The 22,770-nt window shown below is 32.9% G+C and carries 19 protein-coding genes; 2 read left to right on the forward strand and 17 right to left on the reverse strand.

Annotation, left to right across the window (positions count from 1 at the left end; all coding sequences use genetic code 11):
• Nucleotides 1-323: 323 nt before the first annotated feature.
• On the forward strand, nucleotides 324-3,797 hold the full coding sequence (locus ABW636_RS01075) for a carbohydrate-binding protein (protein WP_367588098.1): 3,474 nt from the start codon (nucleotides 324-326) through the stop codon (nucleotides 3,795-3,797).
• Nucleotides 3,798-3,870: 73 nt separating this feature from the next.
• Here ABW636_RS01075 and ABW636_RS01080 read toward each other — a convergent pair whose 3' ends face one another.
• The 14 genes from ABW636_RS01080 to rsgA all read right to left on the reverse strand — a co-directional run bounded on the left by ABW636_RS01080 (nucleotide 3,871) and on the right by rsgA (nucleotide 18,902).
• The gene (locus ABW636_RS01080) at nucleotides 3,871-4,908 is read right to left on the reverse strand and encodes a hypothetical protein (RefSeq protein ID WP_367588099.1); all 1,038 of its coding nucleotides are present in this window, start codon (nucleotides 4,906-4,908) and stop codon (nucleotides 3,871-3,873) included.
• A gap of 198 nt (nucleotides 4,909-5,106) precedes the next feature.
• Nucleotides 5,107-5,919: a hypothetical protein gene (locus ABW636_RS01085; protein WP_367588100.1), complete on the reverse strand. Its 813-nt coding sequence runs from the start codon at nucleotides 5,917-5,919 to the stop codon at nucleotides 5,107-5,109.
• The gene (locus ABW636_RS01090) at nucleotides 5,900-6,469 is read right to left on the reverse strand and encodes an RNA polymerase sigma factor (protein WP_367588101.1); all 570 of its coding nucleotides are present in this window, start codon (nucleotides 6,467-6,469) and stop codon (nucleotides 5,900-5,902) included. The genes ABW636_RS01085 and ABW636_RS01090 overlap by 20 nt, the downstream gene beginning before the upstream one ends.
• Nucleotides 6,470-6,615: 146 nt before the next feature.
• Nucleotides 6,616-7,593 carry a polyprenyl synthetase family protein gene (locus tag ABW636_RS01095; protein ID WP_367588102.1) on the reverse strand — a complete coding sequence of 326 codons (978 nt, stop codon included), beginning with the start codon at nucleotides 7,591-7,593 and terminating at the stop codon, nucleotides 6,616-6,618.
• A gap of 147 nt (nucleotides 7,594-7,740) precedes the next feature.
• Nucleotides 7,741-8,781 (reverse strand): dual-specificity RNA methyltransferase RlmN, encoded by a 1,041-nt coding sequence (gene rlmN, locus ABW636_RS01100; protein WP_367588103.1) that lies wholly within the window; start codon nucleotides 8,779-8,781, stop codon nucleotides 7,741-7,743.
• A 166-nt stretch (nucleotides 8,782-8,947) separates the two neighbouring features.
• On the reverse strand, nucleotides 8,948-9,877 hold the full coding sequence (locus ABW636_RS01105; protein WP_367588104.1) for a chalcone isomerase family protein: 930 nt from the start codon (nucleotides 9,875-9,877) through the stop codon (nucleotides 8,948-8,950).
• Between the two features lie 425 nt (nucleotides 9,878-10,302).
• Nucleotides 10,303-11,352 carry a tRNA preQ1(34) S-adenosylmethionine ribosyltransferase-isomerase QueA gene (gene queA / locus ABW636_RS01110; protein ID WP_367588105.1) on the reverse strand — a complete coding sequence of 350 codons (1,050 nt, stop codon included), beginning with the start codon at nucleotides 11,350-11,352 and terminating at the stop codon, nucleotides 10,303-10,305.
• Nucleotides 11,353-11,526: 174 nt separating this feature from the next.
• Nucleotides 11,527-12,759 carry a 3-phosphoshikimate 1-carboxyvinyltransferase gene (aroA, locus tag ABW636_RS01115; RefSeq protein WP_367588106.1) on the reverse strand — a complete coding sequence of 411 codons (1,233 nt, stop codon included), beginning with the start codon at nucleotides 12,757-12,759 and terminating at the stop codon, nucleotides 11,527-11,529.
• A gap of 2 nt (nucleotides 12,760-12,761) precedes the next feature.
• On the reverse strand, nucleotides 12,762-13,019 hold the full coding sequence (locus ABW636_RS01120) for a hypothetical protein (protein ID WP_367588107.1): 258 nt from the start codon (nucleotides 13,017-13,019) through the stop codon (nucleotides 12,762-12,764).
• Nucleotides 13,016-13,342, reverse strand: a complete 327-nt coding sequence (locus tag ABW636_RS01125) for a nucleotide pyrophosphohydrolase (protein ID WP_367588108.1) — start codon at nucleotides 13,340-13,342, stop codon at nucleotides 13,016-13,018. Before ABW636_RS01125 ends, ABW636_RS01120 begins: the two co-directional genes overlap by 4 nt.
• Before the next feature lie 2 nt (nucleotides 13,343-13,344).
• Nucleotides 13,345-15,360: a DUF3858 domain-containing protein gene (locus ABW636_RS01130; RefSeq protein ID WP_367588109.1), complete on the reverse strand. Its 2,016-nt coding sequence runs from the start codon at nucleotides 15,358-15,360 to the stop codon at nucleotides 13,345-13,347.
• A gap of 10 nt (nucleotides 15,361-15,370) precedes the next feature.
• Nucleotides 15,371-17,272: a DUF3858 domain-containing protein gene (locus ABW636_RS01135; RefSeq protein ID WP_367588110.1), complete on the reverse strand. Its 1,902-nt coding sequence runs from the start codon at nucleotides 17,270-17,272 to the stop codon at nucleotides 15,371-15,373.
• A 63-nt stretch (nucleotides 17,273-17,335) separates the two neighbouring features.
• Nucleotides 17,336-17,788, reverse strand: coding sequence for a D-aminoacyl-tRNA deacylase (gene dtd / locus ABW636_RS01140; protein WP_367588111.1), 453 nt, complete (start codon nucleotides 17,786-17,788; stop codon nucleotides 17,336-17,338).
• 163 nt (nucleotides 17,789-17,951) lie between these two features.
• The gene (gene rsgA, locus ABW636_RS01145) at nucleotides 17,952-18,902 is read right to left on the reverse strand and encodes a ribosome small subunit-dependent GTPase A (protein ID WP_367588284.1); all 951 of its coding nucleotides are present in this window, start codon (nucleotides 18,900-18,902) and stop codon (nucleotides 17,952-17,954) included.
• Nucleotides 18,903-19,057: 155 nt separating this feature from the next.
• Between rsgA and ABW636_RS01150 the strand changes: the two genes are divergently transcribed.
• The gene (locus tag ABW636_RS01150; RefSeq protein WP_367588112.1) at nucleotides 19,058-19,519 is read left to right on the forward strand and encodes a hypothetical protein; all 462 of its coding nucleotides are present in this window, start codon (nucleotides 19,058-19,060) and stop codon (nucleotides 19,517-19,519) included.
• 61 nt (nucleotides 19,520-19,580) lie between these two features.
• Here the strand turns inward: ABW636_RS01150 and ABW636_RS01155 are convergent, their stop codons facing one another.
• The 3 genes from ABW636_RS01155 to ABW636_RS01165 form a co-directional block, all read right to left on the reverse strand.
• Complete coding sequence (locus tag ABW636_RS01155; protein WP_367588113.1) at nucleotides 19,581-20,663, reverse strand: chorismate mutase; 1,083 nt, start codon at nucleotides 20,661-20,663, stop codon at nucleotides 19,581-19,583.
• Nucleotides 20,664-20,725: 62 nt separating this feature from the next.
• Entirely contained in the window at nucleotides 20,726-21,574 is an 849-nt protein-coding gene (locus ABW636_RS01160; protein WP_367588114.1) for a prephenate dehydrogenase, read from the reverse strand.
• Complete coding sequence (locus ABW636_RS01165) at nucleotides 21,575-22,768, reverse strand: pyridoxal phosphate-dependent aminotransferase (protein ID WP_367588115.1); 1,194 nt, start codon at nucleotides 22,766-22,768, stop codon at nucleotides 21,575-21,577. It abuts the gene before it with no gap.
• Nucleotides 22,769-22,770: the final 2 nt, after the last annotated feature.

Below are 22,770 nucleotides of genomic sequence, written 5' to 3' on the forward strand. Positions count from 1 at the left end.
TTTGACAATAAGAACAAAAGTTATTACCTCAATTTGGAAAGAATTATTTCAACTGATATGACTTTATTAAGATACTAAATTTTTGTTAAAAACAAAAAACCACCTCTCAAAAAAAACACTGAAAAACAACAAGTTACTTCATTACATCAATCAAAATATGTGTTTCACTTACTTTTGAGTTATATGAGCCGATTTACATTAAGAAATCTTTGTTTTTCATCAAACAAATACGTAAGACAATATTTACAAAGTATTTATAATCAGCAAACAATAATAACTTAAGCCTCTCGTTTTACTTTTAACTAACTATATATCAACTTACCATGAAAAAAACACTCCTTAGTATAACTATGGTTCTTGCACTATGTATGCAATGGTCATGTACTTCTAAAATTCAAAAAGATAATAACCGCCCTATTGTTCAGGATAACGAAAGGAAAGAGAAAGAAGAATACAACCCGGATAAAGATGCAATTTGGACTCCAGAACAGGCTGCCAGACATCAAAAAATTTTAAAAAAGCTTACTTCTACATCTTCTAGCTTTAATAAAGGTAAATTTAATAACACCTATGCAAATGGAGCTTTAAAGGGAACTTGGAAAACAAAAGGCCCTAAAAATATGCCTGGAGCATTCAAATTTGCAGAAATGCTGGATGGCACAGATATCATCTATGGGGTAACTCATAATCATTATGTAGGAGAGTTTAACTCTAAATCTTATATTTTTAAGGGCACTATTTATAATCCAAAAACCGGAACCAAAGGTGATGATTTTGAATTATTGACAGCAAATTGGCCTAACCGATATCAAAACCTATTTGCTTTTAAGGTTAACGGTAATACCAGATTAGTAGCCCATATAGAAAATGGTCCAATTTATTATTCTGATGATGAAGGAAACTCCTGGATAAAATCCAATGGGCTTCCCGCCAGCAACACAAGTTCTGCTATAAACAGACAAGATAATCATGCTATTTATGTTACTAATAATAGAGTCGTATACGTTTCTAGAGATTTTGGAAGCAGTTTTTCTGTAGTACAGAATTTTGGGAATTCTCAAAACTCATTTTTATATTCACCCAGATATCAAAATCAACCTAACGCTAATTCTGTTTATCTCGCCAGAAATGGTTCTTTTTATACGCTAAACGCTTTAAAAACCTCCTTTATTAAAAACGGCACTTATATATCACGTCATGGAAAAAAACATTTTAGCATAGGTGGGGATTCAAGAAAACTATATGTAACGGAAAACAAAAGATATTGGGTTTCTTCTGATCAAGGAAAAAACTGGACAGAGAAATTTCCGAAAGGAAACTATTATGGGGATACCTCAAGAAAAATGGATACCGGTAAGTTTTTGGCAGTAAGCCCAGAAAACGCAAATATAGTGATTGGCGGATATACAAATCCTGTATTATCTACAACAGGATTAGACAACACAAGATCTAATCATACAGGATGGGGTAACTATCAAAACGGAACCAATTTATCCGCTTCTAATTACTACAATAGAATTCGATTTAACTATCACCCAGATTTTCAATCTTCTCATTTCTTTTATAATGGTAGTGGAGATCTTCTTTCTGTAAGGTGCTCTGATGGAGGTATTTTTGTATCTTATAAAGAATGGAATGATTTCCCTTCGATCGGAACCTCCTTTAACAACTCTGGATATACAAATGCCCATTATGTTAACATTAATGTTCTCAATACCATATGCCCGTTAATCTACAGAAAAAATGTACTTACAGGAGCTAACAATCCTAATCATATTAGTTATAGCACACAAGATCAAGGTAGTGGTAGTATTATCCCAGGAACCACAGGAGAAACTCTTGATTTTTATCAAAGTATTGGTGGTGATGGTCCTCCGCTAGATAGTTATGATGGAATAAATGTTTGGAAATGGAGTCGACAAGGAGATAAAGTATGGGCTCCTGTAAAAATGTACGGATCAAATGGGGCATTTCAATCCATAGGCCAGATTAATCGCAAATTTAATTCTCGTCCTACCACAAGTTTTACCAGAAACACTGAAATGGGCTGGGCACAAACGGTAATAGATCATGATCAGCCAGATAAAAGAATATGGATACTGACCAAGAGTTTAAATCGCGCAACGATGAATGGTTCTTCTATTACTGCACATACAGTAAAAAAAGGAACAAACCAGATAGCTGCAATCGCTCAAGGTCGACAAAACCCTAATAAAATTATAATGCTACAAGATGGAAATGTATTTATTTCTACCAATAGAGGTACTTCTTTTGGTTCCCAAATAAATACTCCTTTTACCAAAACCCCTGGAGGAAGAACTAGAGGTGACATTGGTTCTGGTGTTATACTACCTAACAATGATAATTGGGTTCTTTTCTGTGGACCCAGTTCGAACAATGTTGGAGCAATTTTGTCTAAAGATGGTGGTCAAACCTGGATAGACGTTACGGGAGATTTTCCTTCTGGAAATGATGCGCAAACCGGAGGAATGATAGTTACCCCAGATGGGAAGTTTGTTTTTGCAGGAACCGATATTGGTCCTTATGTATTTGATGTAGCATCAGAAAAATGGTTTTCTATTGCTCAAGGTATTGGCTTTTTTAATGCAATGGATGTTAACTATATTGCTTCTATAAATACTGTTAGATTTGGTTCTTGGGGATCGGGCATTCTGGATTTCAAAATCGATAAAATAAATACAGAACAAACTGCCTATAGAACACATACAATCCCAGGCACTATCCAAACAGAGGATTATGATAATGGAGGACAGAACATAGCGTATAATGATAGTAATGCAAAGAATAATGGAGGAAAAGGAAGAATCAATGAAGGAGTAGATCTGGTAACTACTAAGGATATTGGTGGAGGACTTAATGTTGGTTGGATCGCAGATCAAGAATGGTTAGAATATACCATCGCTAATATCAAAAAAGGAAAATATACTGTGACATTTAGAATCGCCAGTACTAGTGAAAAACCCAAATCTATTACTGCAAAATTAGGATCAAAAAATATAGGAACCGTCTCGGTTCCTAAAACAAATGGTTCTCAAATCTGGAAAAATGTTGTCTTAAATGATGTTGATATAACCGATACATCTCAAAATCAAATTTTCAGACTGGATTTCAAAGGAGGAAACTTTAACATCAATTGGGTTAAATTTGAAGAAACTGCTAATCCTTGTATAGATGCACAACTAACTTTATTATTTGACAACTACCCCAAGGAAACCTCTTGGGATATCAAAAACTCCAATGGTGAAATTATCGAATCAGGAGGGCCTTATGACCAGTCCCGTAAGAGTACCAAAAAAATCGATTTTTGTCTCGACCCAGGCTGCTATGAGTTAACCGTTTACGACTCTTATGGAGATGGTATGTGTTGTCTTTACGGAAAAGGAGCATATACACTCACAGATGCATCTGGGGTACTAGCTTCTGGTGCGTCCTTTGCTTCTTCTGAAAGCAAAAACTTTTGTATAGGAACCAATAGATCCGTTGCTCCAGCAACCAAAGAGTCGACTACATTAAAAAACCCTCTTCTAAATTTGAGAGTATATCCGATACCTGCAAATCACACAATAAACATAGATTACAAAATCAAAGAAAAGTCAAGTATTTTGGTTAAAATAATAGATATAACAGGAAGATCTATAGGGATTCCTATTTCAATTAAAAATAATAATTCTGATAATTTACAATTACCAATTAGTCAATTACCAGAGGGGATTTATTTCTTAAAAGCTATAGAAAACGACATTACTGTGAGCAAAAAATTTATAATTGCTCGTTAACAAAATTCTTTTTTACAAAAAGCTCCTGAAGGAACAACTTTCAGGAGCTTTTTTACTATTTCAAATTATTGTATTACCAATCGAAACGTAATCCCAGAGATACATTATTTTGATCAACAATAGCATCTTTAAAAATAGGAGACATATCATACTTAGTATATATTGTAAGATCTCCAAAACCAATATAACCACTTAGACCATATACAAGATCATTCGTTCTATATTTTCCTTTAATCTTATCTTTTACATCTCCTCCATTTTCCTCGTACTTTAATTTTTGACGAGCACTTAAATTCACTCCTGCATATCCTCCTAATCCAATTCTAAAGTTATTTCCTCTATAAAATCGAATACTTTTTTCTGTTTTTTCTACATTCGAAGGGCCAAATTCTAAATAAACAGGAACCACTAGATTATCTGTTCGAAATTTTGATTTATCCAGTTCTAACCTAAATTCTTCTAACTCGGTTTGATCTCCATTTCTAACAAAATACCTGTTATCTGTAGGTTTAAGACCATTAGACATATATGAGACTCCATACTTTACTCTTAAACAGTTAGTATTTTTAAAGACTCTGGTTCTCCAGGAAACTCCTATTTCAAAAAACTTACTTCCCCAAATTTCATAATCAGAATCACTTAAGGATTGCCCATCCACTATTACATTATTAAGTCCAAATGCAAGAACAAAATCAGTCGTCGTTCGAATATCATATTTGATTTGCTCCTCTACTTCTTTGTAAATTTTAAAATCGTCTCCTAGCACATCTATTTCTCTATCTTCTGTACCTATTATTTCGGTTCCGTTGCGTTGCAGCAAAGCAATTCTATTCTCTATTATGGCGATTCCGTTTTCTATATTCAATGCATGTTTTTTGGCAGCTGCTTCTTTTAATTGTTGTGCCTCTTCTTTTGTTATTTCTGCATTTGCTAATTGATTATTAATGGTTTCGACCTCTTTTTTAAGTGCGCTTTTTTCTGAAACAACAATTCGCTCTTTCTGCTGTTTAAGCTGTTCTATTTTAACGCTCATATCGTCATCTTGAGCATTTAAAATTTGCACAAATAATATCATGGCTACAGAGGTAGCTATTGTAACTAATGTCTTCATTTTTTTTGATTTTTCTTGATAGCAACCTCCTTTCCAATATTCGAAAGGAGATTGCATAACTGTTTGATTGATGAATGATTTGATACTTCTTGCCAAAACGGGTACCATTAAGAATTCTTGAATTGGCTCTATTTTCTATGTTCTGTCTATATTTCTAAACACTTGTCTTACTAATGGACAAATCATAGATATATGCTTTTAATTTTTTCTTTGTGCAACAGTAGTCTTTACCTTTTGAAAACCTGACTTGAGGGCATCAAAAACTCTTTGTTTAAAGGTATCGTCTAACTCTTGCTCTACTTCTTGTAAAAGTGTAGAAGCACTTATTGTTCCTGATTCAAGCATTCTTTCTGCGGTAATCTCTCGTTGTGCCTGCATCAATAATTGATCAATTTCGCCTTCTGTTATCTCTATATTATTCTTTTCAAACTCTTTAACTTTTGCCAGCACACCTTCTATTTTTTCTTGTATAATACTGGCATTTATTAATGAATCATGCTCTTCTAGAGCTATCACTTCTGAATGTTTAGCAATAATAGGGGTCTCTTTATCTGCTACGGCTATATCATCGGTACTCTTATACTTTGGTTTCAGATCTTCTCTAATACTCTCTGTCTTTTGAGTAGCTTCTTCCTTTTTATGTAACGGTGATTTATTCTCTTCTTCATTGCTTACTATGTCCGTACCTGGTGATATCTCATATTTTTCTAGAGGACTCTCTTTACTTTCTGGTATTTCCTCTATTACTTTACTTTTTGGTATCGTATGATCTACAATTTTAGGTTCATCTTTATTAATAGAGCTGTTTTGATACACTATTATAGAGGTTATAAAAAGTACTCCAATAAATACAGCAGCAATACGATACCAGTCTTTTATTCTTTTATTTTTAACAGAGGGCTGTTTATCATCTAACTGTTGAGATAATCGTTCCCATGAGTTATTCGAAGGCTTAATAACTCTCTCATCTAATTTTTCTTTTATCTTTTCTTCAAATTTCATTGGTGCCATCACTTATAAGATTTTGTTCATTTAACTTTTTCTGCAGCATTTTTCTAGCTTTAAAGAGTTGGGATTTTGAGGTATTTTCTGAAACCTGTAACATTTTGGCTATTTCACTATGTTTATAGCCCTCTACAGCATATAACACAAATACGGTTCTATATCCTTCTGGTAAACTATCTAATAGGGCTTGTATTTGCTCAACCTCTAAATCAGAATTTATATTATTCCATGATTCTTCATGATAACCTAAAACTTCTTCGGTAAAGAAAATTTGTTTTTCTTTTCTTAAAAATGAGATCGATTCGTTAACCATTATTCGTCTAACCCACCCTTCAAAACTACCTTCGAACTTAAATTTTTCTAAATTCATAAAAACTTTTAAAAACCCAGTAAGCATTACTTCTTCTGCAAAATGTACATCCTTAATGTATCTCCTACATACACTCAGCATTTTTGGTGAATATTTATTATACAATTGTTGCTGCGCATCTCGATGCTGCTTTATTGCCCTTTTTATAAGCTGGGTTTCATTTTTATAAAACTGAATAACTTTCAATATAAAATAAATTATAATTGGGTTTTCTATTTACATAGACGAGGATAACAACAAAATGGTTGTCTTGGTTATCATATTTTGTATGTTACACGTACATAAGTAGCACAAAACACTGAAATACAACAATTAAATAAATAAAAAAATAATTATTTTTTTCGATCAATCACATAATCTACCATCAATTCTAAAGAAGATTTGTAATCAGAGGCTGGATATTCTGACAATATTGAAAGTGCTTCTTCTTTAAATTGATTCATCACGGTAATGGCATATTCTAATCCTCCGCTTACTTTTACAAAATCGATGACTTCCTTTACTCGTTTCTTATCTTTGTTATGATTTTTCACAGAGTTAATAAGCCACTTCTTTTTTTCTTTCGAGCAATGATTGATGGTATAAATAAGCGGAAGTGTCATTTTTTGCTCTTTAATATCTATACCTGTTGGTTTTCCTATTGCAGTATTTCCATAATCAAACAAATCATCTTTTATCTGAAATGCCATTCCTATAAGTTCTCCAAACTTAACCATTTTTTGCACATCATCAGATTCAGGCACTACAGAACACGCTCCTAACCCACAACAAGCAGCTATTAACGTTGCTGTCTTTTGTCTAATGATTTCGTAATATATCTCTTCTGTTATATCCAGATTTCTTGCTTTTTCGATCTGAAGCAATTCTCCTTCGCTCATTTCGCGAACCGCAACTGAAATGATTTTTAGTAAATCAAAATCACCATTATCTATTGATAACAATAATCCTTTGGACAGCAGATAATCTCCTACTAATACAGCTATTTTGTTTTTCCAAAGTGCATTTATCGAAAAAAAACCTCGTCTTTGGTTTGAATCATCAACTACATCATCATGAACCAATGTTGCTGTATGAATTAATTCTATTACAGAAGCACCACGATAGGTACGTTCATTAACTTTTCCTTGAGAGACCATTTTTGCAACTAAGAAAACAAACATAGGTCTCATTTGTTTTCCTTTTCTATTTACAATATAATGGGTAATCCTATTAAGCAGGGCTACTTTAGATGTCATTGATTGTGAAAACTTTTTTTCAAAAAGTTCCATCTCATCAATTATAGGAAGTTTTATTTGCTCTACAACTTTCAATACGCCTTACTTGATTCTGTTTTTATAATGCAATGCGAATATATGATAAATACTTTTTTCTCTGAAGTAGTTCTCTGTATATATAATCATAATCTTGTTTTTAGTCTCAAATAGTATTAAAACCAATTTTTTTTGAATAAATAACGATTATGTTTTATTTGCCAATTGACCACAAGCTGCATCAATATCTTTTCCTCTGCTTCTACGAACGTTTACCACAATACCCTTGGACTCTAATGCTAAGATATAAGCTTCGATTGCCTTATTTGATGCTTGTTGAAACTCTCCATCATCTATTGGATTATACTCAATCAAATTTACTTTACAAGGAACGTGAAAACAAAAATTCACTAAGGCATCAATATCTTCTTTTCTATCATTTATTCCTTTCCAGACAACATACTCATATGTAATTCTACTTTTGGTTTTTTCATACCAATACTCTAAAGCTTCTTTAAGATCTTTTAGAGGAAAGGTTTCATTAAATGGCATGATGGCCGTTCGAACCTTATCTATTGCAGAGTGTAAAGAGACCGCCAATTTAAATCTCACATTATCATCTGCCATTTTTTTTATCATTTTGGGCACCCCCGATGTAGATACTGTTATTCTTTTAGGAGACATTGCTAAACCATCTTGCGAGGTAATTTTTTCAATCGCCTTTAGCACATTATTATAATTCATCAACGGCTCACCCATTCCCATAAATACAATATTAGATAATGGCCGATTGTGATACAACCTGCTCTCTTTATCTATGGCCATTACCTGATCATAAATCTCGTCTGGATTTAGGTTTCGCATTCTCTTTAGGCGTGCTGTAGCACAAAATTTACAATCCAAACTACACCCTACCTGAGAAGACACACAAGCTGTTGTTCTAGTTGGGGTCGGAATCAACACGGACTCTACCACCAATCCATCATGCAATCGTACTGCATTTTTGATGGTTCCATCTGTACTTCGCTGCATTTGATCAACCTGTATATGATTAATCACAAAATGCTCTTCCAGCATTTGCCTTGTAACCTTAGAAACATTGGTCATATCATCAAAACTATGAGCTCCTTTACTCCATAACCATTCATAGACCTGATTCCCTCTAAAAGGTTTATCTCCATTTTCTTCAAAAAAAAGCCGTAACTGATCTTTTGTTAATGCTCTTATGTCTTTCTTTTTTTCGCTCATTCTTTATTTATTCCATTTTGCAACGCAATGATGCAAAAATATAAAGATAAAATGGTACTCTGGTAGTCATTCTCTTCTTTATGACAACTATCCTACAGCATACTCAAATATTTGGTATAAAAAAACCTGATATGTATCAGGTCTTTTAGTATCAAAGTATATATATTTATTTACTCTTTATTCGTTTCCACTGATGTACACCACCGCCTCCTTTAATTTTAACGTTCAAAATATCTTTATCTTCCTCTTCATTAATCCAGATTTGACATTCTAAAACTTTACCATCCTTTATATTGGTATATTTTCCATCAATATATTTATCTCCTTTTTCTCTTAAACCTTTTATAATAACCAAACCTTCAACATTTTGATTCTTATCATCTCCCTTACATTCATAGCAAACTGCATCTCTTTCTGATATTCTCAACATCCTTTGTATAGATCCGTATACTTTATCCTTAATAATATACAATTGTACAATATTAATCGCCACTCCTGTTTTTTTATCGTAAGTTTTCCATCGTCCCAATATAGGGTTCGGTTCATAAGACGCTAGTAAATCCTCTTTTAATTTGTCATCGACAGGGTTTTCACCTAACCAGATTTTAAACAATGCTTTTTTAAACTCTTTGCTGTTTATGGTGCCTAATAATTCTTTATTCTTATAGAGTTTTAGCACACCTCCCTTTAAATACAAAACATTGAAAATATCAAACCTTCGTATTTGATTTGGTAATAATTGAAGAAAATCCCGAATCTGATTTTCTAATAAATAACTATTACCGTCTGTAGCTCTTTCTAAGCCATTTCTAATAATCTCTTTAAGTTCACTATCTCCCATCGAAGAAGTTATCTTAATAGTAATAGCCATTGTAACGTCTTTTTCTGCAACTCTTACACCATCTTCAACACCATCTACTTCAAAATCCAAATATAGTGCCATTGCATACAATTTCTCTACCGTACCCGCACCGTTAAGGATCAATTCTACATTATCAAAAACATCTACATCATTAAAACGCATTTCTCCTACACGTGTTTGTGCAAAGGAATACAACGTAACAAAAAGTAGTAAATTACAAATTAAGTTTTTCATTCTAAATTTAAATATTAAGTTCTTTTTTGTTTATAAGAACACTAAAAAAACAATGCAAATCTATAAAAAGCATATTTATATCCCATCTATTGCTTGATTTTGAACAAATATCAACCTACATTATTTCTCTATATTCGTTATTTGTAAAGTTTAACTAATATATTTTGAGGGGGCGAAAGTAATACATTTTTTCAAAAAAATAACTTAACACCTTTATTATTATACAATTACACAAAAAATATATGTCGATTCCATTTTTTTCAGAAAAACACAACCGATACTGTTAAATTTTTACTAATACATCATAGACAAAATCCGTACCGCTTTTTTTACACTATAAAAATGAATATTTCGGCAATTGTAGATATAAAAAAATCTGCTAGATGTACATCTAGCAGATTTTTTTATAATATCACTATCTTTTTTTAGATGATTAGCATTGCATCACCATAAGAATAAAACTTATATTTTTCTTTTACTGCTTGCTCATAAGCTTCTTTAATAAAATCATGCCCTGCAAAAGCAGATACCATCATTAGTAATGTTGATTTTGGTGTATGAAAATTAGTAATCATACAATTAGCAATACTAAAATCATAAGGAGGAAAAATAAATTTGTTGGTCCATCCTCGAAACTCATTTAAGGTTTTCTCTGAAGAAACCGAGCTTTCTAAGGCTCTCATTACAGTAGTACCTACTGCACATACCTTATTTTTATTTTCAATTCCGTTATTAATTGTATTTACAGCTTGTGCCGCAATATGGGCCTCTTCACTATCCATCTTGTGTTTAGACAAATCTTCTACTTCTACCGGATTAAAAGTTCCTAACCCTACATGCAACGTGATTTCTGCAAAGTCCACTCCTTTTATTTCTAAACGCTTCATTAAATGTTTAGAAAAATGAAGTCCTGCTGTTGGTGCTGCTACTGCTCCTTCATTCTTTGCATAAATTGTTTGATATCTTTCTTCATCTTCTGGCTCTGCTTCTCTTTTTATATATTTTGGCAAAGGAGTTTCTCCCAAATCATTTAGTTTTTGTCTAAACTCATCATATGAACCATCATATAAAAAACGTAATGTACGTCCACGAGAAGTCGTATTATCAATAACTTCGGCTACTAAGCTTTCGTCATCTCCAAAATATAACTTATTCCCGATTCTTATTTTTCTTGCAGGATCTACCAATACATCCCATAAACGAGTTTCAGAATTTAATTCTCGTAATAAAAACACTTCAATCCTAGCTCCAGTTTTTTCCTTATTCCCATACAGACGAGCGGGAAAAACTTTGGTGTTATTAACAACCATTACGTCATTAGGCTCAAAATAATCTATAAGGTCCTTAAACTCTCTATGTTCAATAGTTTGCTCTTTCCTATTCAAAACCATTAATCGAGATTCATCTCTGTTTTCTGCTGGATATTCGGCTAATAATTCTTGTGGAAGATTAAAATTGAAATGTGATAACTTCATTCTTTGCTGTTTTTTAAAGATGCAAATATACAATCTTGAGATACCGGATGTCAAGTAAATTAAGATATATTTATTTATAGGGAAAATTTACGTTAAAAAGCCTTTAAATTTTCTATCCAAAGGCTTTAAAAAAACTGAGTTTTTACATAAAACTCTTTTATCGTATTATATCATTTAATTTTCTGAAATATTAAAACCTACCTTTTTTAAATCTGTCCAAAAATCAGGGTATGATTTTGATACTACATTTGCATCTTCAATAAGTAAGGAGGTTCTAAGTGCCAATGGAGCAAATGCCATTGCCATTCTATGATCGTTATAAGTACCAATTACCACGTCATTATTTATAGAAGTTGCAGGTTTTAATTGCAATGTATCATTTGTAATATGAACTTGTCCTCCTAATTTTTCAATCTCTGCTTTTAATGCTTCGAGTCTATCTGTTTCCTTAATTTTTAAGGTATGTAACCCTGTTAAAAAGCATCCAACCCCTAATCCAAAACAGGTAACTGCAATGGTTTGTGCAATATCAGGAGAGTTTGACAAGTCCAACTCTTCAATATCAATCGGGGTAAAATCTGGCTTATTTTTTAAAGTAACCGTATTTTTCTCGCGATTAAAAACAGTTGTTACTCCTAAACTTTTATATATTTCAGAAAGTTGAGCATCACCCTGATAACTTTCTTTTTTATAACTACCGATAGTCACTTCTGCATTTTTGGATAAAGCAACAATACTATAAAAATAAGATGCCGAACTCCAATCAGATTCTACTACCAGGCTTTTACTTGCTACTTCTTTTTGAGGGGGTATGGTAATCACATTATTCTGATACTTGCCTTCGATTCCGGCATCACTAAGTAAGCTTAGTGTCATATTGATATAAGGAACTGAAGTCACTTTTCCTAATAAAGAAATTTCTAACCCATTTGGCAAGGATGGCGCAATAAGCATTAATGCCGATATATATTGACTGCTTACATTTGCCTGTAACGAAACTTTATTCGATTGCGGTTGTTTTCCTACTATTTGTATAGGTGGGTATCCCTGTTCATTTTCATACGATATCTCACCTCCTATTTGTTGTAACGCTTCTACCAATATTTTAATCGGCCTTTCTTTCATTCTCTTACTACCTGTTAAAATAGTTTCTCTATTTTCTTTAACTGCAAAATAGGCAGTAAGAAATCGCATTGCAGTACCAGCATGATGTATATCCACTAGAACCTCATCACTTTTCAATGCTTTTTGCATCAAAGTTGAATCATCGCTATTAGATATATTTTCAATACTAATGTTAGGATATAATGCTTGTAAAATTAAAAGTCTATTGGTTTCACTTTTTGACCCCGTGATTTGTAATGTATTATTTTCTATATTGGAAATGTGCGCTAATTTCAAATTCATAGTTATCGATTTGATTTTCTTTTTCTTGCTTCAAAGTAATACCCCATAATCATCCCATATAAAATACCTCCTACAATTCTGGAAAGAAGATACCGTGCCCATAATCCATTATCAATTCTCTCTGCTATAAAGTTATCCCATTTTGTTAGACCATATTGCATAAAGTATTCAATACCACTAAAAATAATTATAAATCCCAAGCCTATAAAACAGACCGAAATCCAATATTTTTTAGAAGAAAGCACTGCAGTAAACATCATTTTAATTTTTCATTGTTATGGTGGCGATCATGATCTCTCTTGGTTTTGATATCCAGTTTTTTATCAAAAGATTCCTGAAGATCTACTCCTGTTTGATTGGCCAAACATAGTACTACAAATAATACATCGGCCAATTCTTCTCCCAAGTCTTTATTTTTATCACTTTCTTTTTCACTTTGCTCCCCATATCGACGTGCAATGATTCTGGCTACCTCACCCACCTCTTCTGTAAGTTGAGCCATATTGGTCAATTCATTAAAATAACGCACTCCATGGTTTTTAATCCAATCATCAACCTCTTTTTGTGCATTTTGAATATTCATAGCTATATTTTTTTGAGCACTATTTGTTCATTTTCTTTGGTTACCAGCTTATTAAAAAATTCTTTTAAAATAGGATAATCTTCTGCTGTAACTAATGGATCGCTAACTGTTTCTATTACTCTTAACTGAATCGCTCCATTACTCGACGAAGATATAAAAGAAAATGTTCCTAACCCATCTGGCATTTTGATTTTTTCTGATTTTGGTAATTCTGCTACTTCGTACCCTTCTGGAATCTTAATCGTTACCATATAAGAATTAGAATATCCAAAACCAAAATCCACGGGATACTTGCGCTCATCAGACTTAAAAACATTCTCACTATCCTTAAGAAATAGTAAAGGCGAAAAAAACAACTCATTTTCTATCATTTCTACCTGATCTTCTAATTCAAAACCAAAACGCTCATTTACACCTTTTCCTATCTCATTAACTCCTTTCAATTCATATTCTAAAAGCTCTGGGATTTCATACTTTTTTTGTAAACGTTTGATATTTGATTCATTATCCTTTGCACCATGACGTACTCTAAAACTATGTGCCAGATAATCTTTGTGTCGAACATTTACTTTTCCATTTATCAATCCTTCGTTATCAATAGCATAATTTATCATATATTGGTTTATAGAAGGAGCCTTAGGTCTTAAATCAAGATATTGAGATGTCCCATTGGCAGCAATTACACGTGCCGCACCTTGTATCACCCTATTAGGAAGAATATTTGGTGAACCATATTTATCGGTAGCATCTAAATAAAAAATATCTCCATTAGCAAACTTCACCCTCACAATTATGTAGTTAAACCCTTCTCTTGTAGGAAATAAAGGAATTATTCTATCGCTTGTACTTACCAATACCGGGTTAGCATCTAATTTAGCATAGGTAAGCATTGATAACAACATTAGGTTAATATCTGCAACATTTCCTACCTGCTCTTTATAAGCTGTCTTTACTCCTTTCTGAGTTCGAACTCCCCTCCTTTTATTCCAAGACATTTTTTTCTTTACAAAATCATAAATCAACGCTACCCTTTTCTTTGGATCATTTATTCCTGCAATTAAAGGATCAATCTCTTCTTTAAAATAATTGGTCTTTTTTAACTCTCCACCAAATTTAGAACTATTATATATGGTATTAGTAACATCTTCCCAGGTAGTTGAATAATTCTTCACAGCTCTGTTAGGAAACTTTGTATACTGTAATTCGTAAACAACAGAAGATATATAGTTATCTATATTACCAGAATAGGGTTCTATTTTGAATGCAGGTACATTAGAATTTTTAATAGTATTCACAGAGGTAGTATAATCTATACTACTATTAGAATACGAAGTTGATTGATTATAACCTCCACTTCTTGCCTTAGAAACAAAATTGATTTTTCCATTTTTTTGTGTCTGACTTAAGTTTATCGGTAAATACCCTACGGTCCTCTTCTTAAAGTTAAAATACTCTGGCATCTCGACCTGAACATCGATTTTCTTTATTGGTATTTCGTATTGAAGTTGTACTGGATCTATATTAGAAACAAAAGGAGATCTGATTTTATATTTGTATTCGATAACACTTCCTTCGGTTAAAGTCGGCATAGTAAACTTAACCTGATCCCTATATTCTGATATTTCTTCTCTAAACACTCCATCTTTTTTCAGTTTGGTTTCTACAATCTTACCCTCTATCAAACTATAAGTTACTCCTTTTAGACCACTTACTTCTTCATCATTACTTCCGCTTTTATACAAAGAAATCTTATCTGTTGCATATTCATACCCTTCTTTGTTATATAGTTTTACTCTTTTAAACACCTCTGTAATCAAAACAAAACCACTATTTTCAATGTATTCAAAGAATACTCTTTTGCTTTCATATAAAACAGCAGCATTTGCCGTTTTATCTAATTGGTAAGAAGTTTCTAACAATTCTTCTTTAGATACTTTTCCATACTTATATTGTTGTGCTGTACTTACCACAGAACAAAACAGTACGATCCCCACAATTATTTTATGTAACCTTTTCATCCTTTATAAACTATACTTTTTCCTTTACTACAATTTTTGATTTATCTATTTTTTTGATTTTCGATTTAAACTGTCTGTACTCCTCATACTTTTCTTTGGGGTATTCGCCATCATTAATTTTTAAGTACCTTTTAAATTTTAGCTGAGACTTGTTTACTTTTTCTAATTCCCAGGAGTATTTCCCAAATATCGTTTCCAGCATCTTTTTTTCAGGTAACGTAGATATCTCATATCCTGCCGGGATATTGATTAGGTATTCATCGGTATCTATATACCCTCTCGAAATGACTAATGGAGTTTTTCTATCATCGTATTTTGGCACTGTGCTTGTCTCTCTATTAAAGGCATTGGGTGCAATTAACAGTCTATTCCCAGCCTTTTTACAATAGTTGGCAGCCGTTAGATTTACCTTTTCCTGATAGGTAGGAATATCTTTATTATCAATCAACTCTAAAGCGTTAATTTGTACATCTGTGATATAATCCCAGTACTTTTTATAATGTATTTTCTGGTCTTTTACCGGTTTTAATTTAGTATTATATCGCCAATCGTATTGCAACCCTTTTGAAGTTGACTGAATCTTTGCAATTATCGATTTGTCTGCTTTTACAAATATTTCTGCTTTGGTATCTAAGGTATTTTCTTCGGGAAGGTATTTTTTGGTTCTTTTAATCTCTCCTCCTTCTGGCTTAATCACTAATACATTTCTATCGTCAGTAAAATCTCCTATAAAATTGAATGGTAGCGTTTGACTAGTACATTCTAACCAAATATCTTCTTCTTCGTCAGGCACATTAAGTATCACATGGTTTCCCTGCATCGAAGCAAAATCAGAATCTATATTTCTTTTATTTTTACCTGCATAAACTACTGTATAATACGATTGAATTTTTTGACTATCCAATAAAGCTTTTGTATAATTTGTAAGTGCTTTACAATCTCCATACCCCAACCGATCTACATCTTCTGCCAGCATTGGCATCCACCCACCAATACCCAACTGCACGCTGATGTATCGTGTTTTGTCTTGTACATATTGATATATTAGTTTTGCTTTTTCTTTTTTGGTGGTAGCATTTGCAACCAATGCCGACACTTTTTGAACTGTTTCTTCTGACAAATTACTTCTTCCCGAAACTAAATTATTGTACTGCCATTTACCCATAGACTTCCAATCTTCTGCACTACCTTCAACATTAACCAATGAAAAATTTCCAAGAGTAATTTTTACCATAGGAACCAATTTTGTCAAAGGAGGGCTTTTATACTCTTTTTCTATAGCTTGAAATCCTGATAAACGATAAGAAAGCTCATAATCATTACTCGCATCAGAAATAACTTGTTCATCAATAAATTCCTCTTTTTTTCTAATCAAAACCTTTTTAGGATTTAGTAATCGATAAGAAGCTTCCTCTACACTAAGATGATAATTCTTAACTGGAAACCAAGACTCTATAAAAGCTGTGCTTTTGGATTCGACTTCACTTTCAAAAAACAAAGTATATGGGTATTGAGTTGGAGTATAGTCAAAATAAATGTATCTATTATCTCCTATTAAGGAAAAACCATCATACATACTTCTATCATTAAAATCCTTTCTAGTATATTTCTTAATTTCTTTTCCTGAAGCATCATAAACGATAGCTTTAATATATTTAATTTTGGTAGTTGGATCATAAGGCTCATAAGAATCCGCATGCTTTCTCCCCAACTTATTAAGCACCGTTACGATTCTTTTGGTTTTTACAGTTACTGATCGAATCGAATTTATTTTGATCTCTACTTCTTCTGAGCGTACAATAGCATTAGCATTTTTGGTCAGGCTAGAATCCAAAACAATGGCTTGCAATTTTGAAGTATCCTGGGCGTTGCTATGCATTACAATACAAAACAACGTTACAATGAATAACATTAACAACTTTTTTGAGTTCATCTATAAAGTTTCTAAGGGTAGTTATTATTTATTTATGGGTATTTATTGTTTGTTTTTTGTATCAATAACAATGGTTACAGGTCCATCATTAAGCAGTGTTATTTTCATATCGGCTCCAAAGATTCCTGTACCCACCTTTTTATCCAGGTCTATCTCTAATTGCTTTACAAAACCTTCGTACATAGGAATAGCAACCTCTGGTTTGGATGCTTTGATATAGCTAGGCCTGTTTCCTTTTTTGGTGCTTGCATGCAATGTGAACTGACTTACCACAATAGCATCTCCCTCTATATCCAATAGACTTCTATTCATTACACCATTTTCGTCTCCAAAAATTCTAAGTCGGGCAATTTTTCCTGACAACCACTTTATATCCTCATCGGTATCCTCATCTTCTATCCCTACCAAAACAAGAATACCCGTTCCTATTTTAGAAATAATCTCTCCATCTACTTTTACAGAAGCTTCTGAAACTCTTTGAATAACTGTTTTCATGTGTTTTTATATAACATTTTTTACAACAAAATATGGTACAAGTATATGACGTCACAGTATCATTTTTTGATATTGACAATTATTTTTTTCTTTTTATGTCTTTTGTATTAGGATTGTCCTCGAATAAATTTCATTAAATTCAAAAAAAAAAAAAAACAGAAATTTAATCTTCTTCGTAGTTATTTTTTCGGTAGTGTTCTTCTTCACCTTCCAGAATTTGAAGGTAGCTTTTGTAGCGAGACCAGGCTACTTGCCCGGTATCCAATGCATCTTTTACAGCACATTTCGGTTCATTAATATGCAAACAATTGTTAAATTTACATTCAGGTTTCAATTCAAAAAACTCAGGAAAATAATCTCCTAATTCTTCTTTATCCATATCCACTACACCAAATCCTTTGATCCCTGGTGTGTCGATTATTTTGGCTCCAAATCCCAAATCAAACATTTCTGCAAATGTGGTAGTATGTTGCCCTTGTTGATGCTGGCCACTTATTTCTGCAGTTTTAAGAGATAAACCAGGAGAAATTGTATTAATTAAGGTTGATTTACCAACACCACTATGACCAGAGAACATACTCGTTTTATCTTTCATCATAGCTTGTACCTTATCTACATTTTTACCTGATTTTGCAGATATCCCTATACATTCATACCCAATTTTTCTATACAATGCTGCCAGGTATTTAATTTCTAAGAGCTCTTCTTCATTATAGGTATCTATCTTATTAAATAGCAATACTGCCTTGATCCCGTACGCTTTTGCTGTTACCAAAAAACGATCTATAAAAGTGGTAAAAGTCGGCGGGTTGTTTAAAGTAATTAACAAAAAAACCATATCGATATTAGAAGCTATAATATGAGTTTGTTTTGACAAATTCACTGATTTCCTAATGATATAATTTTGTCGCTCATGAATATATTCTATGACTCCGGTTTCCTGATCATTTTTAGTTTCTAACTTTATATCCACAAGATCCCCTACGGCAACGGGATTGGTACTTTTGATACCTTTAATCCTGAATTTACCTTTTATCCGGCACTCATACGTTTTTCCGTTATCGATCTTAACGGTATACCAACTTCCTGTAGATTTATAAACAATACCTGTCATATGTGCAAAGATGCAACTATTAATATTTTTGGCAGTCAAATTTTTTTCATAATTAAAAAAAACGTAACATTGATTAAACATTTTATGGCATAACAATTGTTTAATACCACATCATATAAATTAATTATAAATCAATTATTAAATCAAAAATCATCATGAAAAAAGTTTTATTATTTTTAACTCTATGCGTGTTAGGTTTCAATTCTTCATTTGCTCAAGACAATCCAGTATACGAATTTCAAATTGTTACTGTGATCGAATCTATCGTACCTAATGGTCTTGGTAGATCCAGAATGTTAACCACCAATGAAACTAGGGATTACAAAGAATTCACCTCTACACGTACTGGTGAAAAAGATAAAAGAAATAAATCAGACCGTGGCGAAATTCGTGTAAAAGGTTTTGATGAAACTAAATTATTAAACTTCTATAACCTTGGTGGTATTCGTTTTCAGAATATCGTAGCAAACGATGCTATTGTAACTTCTAAGCTTAATGACATGTCTGCTCAAGGCTGGGAGCTTGTTTTTATAAACAGTGGTGTTGAAAGTTTTGGCGGTAAAGGTGATGGTAATGGTATCTATGTAACACGTTACACTCTTAGAAGAAAAAAATAATTCTTATAAGACATTTATAGTATAGCCACCAGTTGTATAATCACAACTGGTGGCTATTTTTTTATCCTCTAGCCACCTTTTTTTGGTGATTAATTGATTCTTGGTGTATTGCTTTATAGATACGAAGGATAAACTCTTCGCTTAATCCATTATCTTGCCCTTCCAGAATCATTCTTCCTAATATTTCGTTCCATCTTTTTGACTGTAGAATAGCAACATTCTGTTTTGCTTTTACTTTTCCTATCTCATCAGAAATCTTCATTCTCTTTGACAATATTTCTAACAATTGATTATCTGCTATATCTATTTTTGCACGCAATTCACTTAGTGCTTTTTGGTACGCTTCATCTTCTCCAATTTCTTTACGAATCCTTAAATCTTTCATATATTGAATTAATGTTTCTGGTGTTATTTGCTGTTTTGCATCACTCCAAGCATTATCTGGATCGTAATGTGCCTCTACAATTAACCCGTCAAAATTAAGATCTAATGCTGTTTGTGACAGGTCAAAAATCAAATCTCTTCTTCCTGCAATATGCGAAGGATCCAAAATCAATGGTAAATCTGGAAAACGATTTTGCAAATCGATAGGAATTTGCCATTCTGGGATGTTACGATATTTAGTTTTCTCATAAGTAGAAAACCCTCTATGAATAACTCCCAGATTTTTGACATCTGCAGTATAAAAACGCTCTACAGCTCCTAACCATAATGATAAATCCGGATTGATTGGATTTTTTATTAATACCGGGTTGTCTATTCCTTTACAGGCATCGGCAATATCTTGTACAATAAAAGGAGACACCGTACTTCTTGCCCCGATCCATAAGATATCTACTCCATGTTCTAAAGCCAATTCTACATGATGTGGGCTAGCTACTTCGGTAGCTATTTTCATTCCGGTTTCTTCTTTGGCTCTTTGTAACCATTTTAAACCTAAAGCTCCTACTCCTTCAAAGTTTCCAGGTCTCGTTCTTGGTTTCCATATTCCTGCACGTAACACTGTTGCGTCAGAATCTTTTAGTTCGTGTGCTATTCTAACCACTTGATCTTCGGTTTCTGCACTACACGGCCCTCCAATTACTAATGGATGATCTAAGTTGTAATCATTAAGCCAGTTTCTAAGTTCTTTTTTATTTTCCATTTTTGCTGCTATTCTTTATGTTGATTTATTCTTCTTTTTTACTAATTAGTATGATTCAAATTTTAGACGATTCCGTTAAGAATGGATCTGATATGATTGGTATCTTCCATCTCTTTGTAAACCGATGAAAAATCATCTTTTTCTATAAGTTCTCTAAATTGTTTAAGGTTTGTAATATACTCATCCAATGTTTCGATTACATTTTCTTTATTTTGTTTAAAAATAGGTGTCCACATTGCAGGAGAACTTTTTGCTAATCGAACGGTTGAAGCAAAACCACTGCCTGCCATATCAAAAATATCTCTTTCATTTTTCTCTTTTTCTATCACCGTTTTTCCCAACATAAAAGAACTGATATGCGATAGATGTGAAACATAAGCTATGTGCTTATCATGTGATGCCGGGTCCATATATCGAATTCGCATGCCGAGTCTAGAAAAAATTTCCATTCCTTTTTCCTGTAGTTTAAAGGCTGTTTTTTCTACTTCGCAGATAATATTGGTTTTTTTTCTATACAAATTTGCTATTGCAGCTTTGGGGCCAGAAAATTCGGTGCCTGCTATAGGATGTGCTGCCAAATAGTTTCTTCGTCTTTTGTGATCAGAAATACTTTTACACAACTTCTCTTTGGTAGAGCCTACATCAAAAACCAGGCAATTATCATTTATTTTATCTAATACATCAGGCAACACTTTTACGGTAGCATCTACGGGAATTGCTACGATTACAACATCTGCTTTTTCAAGTTCATTTATTTCTGACTTAAAATCAATTAATTCCAGAGCAAGGGCAGTATCCAGGTTTTCTTGACTGGCATCTACTCCATATAGTACAGCTTCGTTAAAAGCAGCTTTGATATCTATCGCAAAAGAGCCTCCTATAAGTCCTAAGCCTATAACAAATACGTTCATTTAATTATTATTTTTACTAGCTGCAACCGTATTATCTAATTGCATTTCTCGATTCTTTAATCTTTTTATGGCTTCTTTTATATTATCTATTGTCACACATAACGAAAACCTTATATAACCTTTACCATTTGAGCCAAAAACAGTACCTGGCGCTATAAATATGTCATTTTGATATAGTATCGAATCAATAAATGCTACTTCATCAACCCCTTCTGGAAGTTTTGCCCAAACAAACATTCCTTTTGCAGTGGTTTCATAACTACAGCCTAAAAGTGATGCTAACTCCCAAATTAACGTTCTCCTTTCTTTATAAATTGCATTCATCTTTTGGTACCAATCATTAGAGATTTGCAATGCCGTGATAGCACCTTTCTGAATCCCCTGAAACATACCACTATCCATATTACTCTTTACTTTAAGGATTGCATCTATCGTTGCTGCTTTACCACATACCATACCAACACGCCACCCTGCCATATTAAAAGTCTTACTTAACGAATTAAGCTCTAACGCCACTTCTTTAGCACCTTCGACCGATAAGATACTAGATGGATTTTCATTTAAAATAAAACTATATGGGTTATCTTGCACCAATAGAATATCATATTTTCTTGCAAAATCGACTAATTTTCTATAAAGTTCAATACTTCCTGAAGCACCTGTTGGCATGTTTGGGTAATTAACCCACATAATTTTCACTTTACTCAAATCTCTTTTTGAAAGATCATGAAAATCAGGCTCCCAATGGTTATTTGGATCTAAATCATAAAATACCGGGGTCGCTCCCACCAGTTTGGTAACCGACGTATATGTTGGATACCCTGGATTAGGAATCAAAACCTCATCTCCTTCATTTAAATACGCCAAAGAAATGTGCATAATACCTTCTTTGGATCCCATAAGTGGTAAAATTTCATTTTTAGCATTTAGGGAAACCTGATAATTTTTATGGTAAAAATTCGAAATTGCTTCTCGCAATTCTGGTAATCCCTGATAACTCTGATATTTATGGGCACCATCAACAAGTACTGCTTCCTGAATAGCATTAATTACTTCTTTTGGAGGATCTAAATCAGGACTCCCAATCGCCATATTAATTACTGGCTTACCAGAGGCTATAAGTTCTCTAACCTCTCTAAGTTTTTTAGAAAAATAATATTCTTCTACTGTCTCTAATCTTTTTGCGGTCTGCATGC

The sequence above is a fragment of the Aquimarina discodermiae genome (assembly GCF_040786235.1).
In the GTDB taxonomy this organism is placed as follows: Bacteria; Bacteroidota; Bacteroidia; order Flavobacteriales; family Flavobacteriaceae; genus Aquimarina.

Excerpts from the sequence above, each read along its gene's own strand:
- ABW636_RS01165 (WP_367588115.1), bottom strand. The coding sequence starts at position 22,768 with ATGCAGACCGCAAAAAGATTAGAGACAGTAGAAGAATATTATTTTTCT.
- aroA (WP_367588106.1), bottom strand. The coding sequence starts at position 12,759 with ATGAATTTGAAATTAGCGCACATTTCCAATATAGAAAATAATACATTA.
- ABW636_RS01085 (WP_367588100.1), bottom strand. The coding sequence starts at position 5,919 with ATGGCACCAATGAAATTTGAAGAAAAGATAAAAGAAAAATTAGATGAG.
- ABW636_RS01080 (WP_367588099.1), bottom strand. The coding sequence starts at position 4,908 with ATGAAGACATTAGTTACAATAGCTACCTCTGTAGCCATGATATTATTT.
- rsgA (WP_367588284.1), bottom strand. The coding sequence starts at position 18,902 with ATGACAGGTATTGTTTATAAATCTACAGGAAGTTGGTATACCGTTAAG.
- ABW636_RS01075 (WP_367588098.1), top strand. The coding sequence starts at position 324 with ATGAAAAAAACACTCCTTAGTATAACTATGGTTCTTGCACTATGTATG.
- dtd (WP_367588111.1), bottom strand. The coding sequence starts at position 17,788 with ATGAAAACAGTTATTCAAAGAGTTTCAGAAGCTTCTGTAAAAGTAGAT.
- ABW636_RS01160 (WP_367588114.1), bottom strand. The coding sequence starts at position 21,574 with ATGAACGTATTTGTTATAGGCTTAGGACTTATAGGAGGCTCTTTTGCG.
- ABW636_RS01125 (WP_367588108.1), bottom strand. The coding sequence starts at position 13,342 with ATGAATATTCAAAATGCACAAAAAGAGGTTGATGATTGGATTAAAAAC.
- ABW636_RS01120 (WP_367588107.1), bottom strand. The coding sequence starts at position 13,019 with ATGATGTTTACTGCAGTGCTTTCTTCTAAAAAATATTGGATTTCGGTC.
- queA (WP_367588105.1), bottom strand. The coding sequence starts at position 11,352 with ATGAAGTTATCACATTTCAATTTTAATCTTCCACAAGAATTATTAGCC.
- ABW636_RS01155 (WP_367588113.1), bottom strand. The coding sequence starts at position 20,663 with ATGGAAAATAAAAAAGAACTTAGAAACTGGCTTAATGATTACAACTTA.
- ABW636_RS01130 (WP_367588109.1), bottom strand. The coding sequence starts at position 15,360 with ATGAAAAGGTTACATAAAATAATTGTGGGGATCGTACTGTTTTGTTCT.
- ABW636_RS01135 (WP_367588110.1), bottom strand. The coding sequence starts at position 17,272 with ATGTTATTCATTGTAACGTTGTTTTGTATTGTAATGCATAGCAACGCC.
- rlmN (WP_367588103.1), bottom strand. The coding sequence starts at position 8,781 with ATGAGCGAAAAAAAGAAAGACATAAGAGCATTAACAAAAGATCAGTTA.
- ABW636_RS01105 (WP_367588104.1), bottom strand. The coding sequence starts at position 9,877 with ATGAAAAACTTAATTTGTAATTTACTACTTTTTGTTACGTTGTATTCC.
- ABW636_RS01150 (WP_367588112.1), top strand. The coding sequence starts at position 19,058 with ATGAAAAAAGTTTTATTATTTTTAACTCTATGCGTGTTAGGTTTCAAT.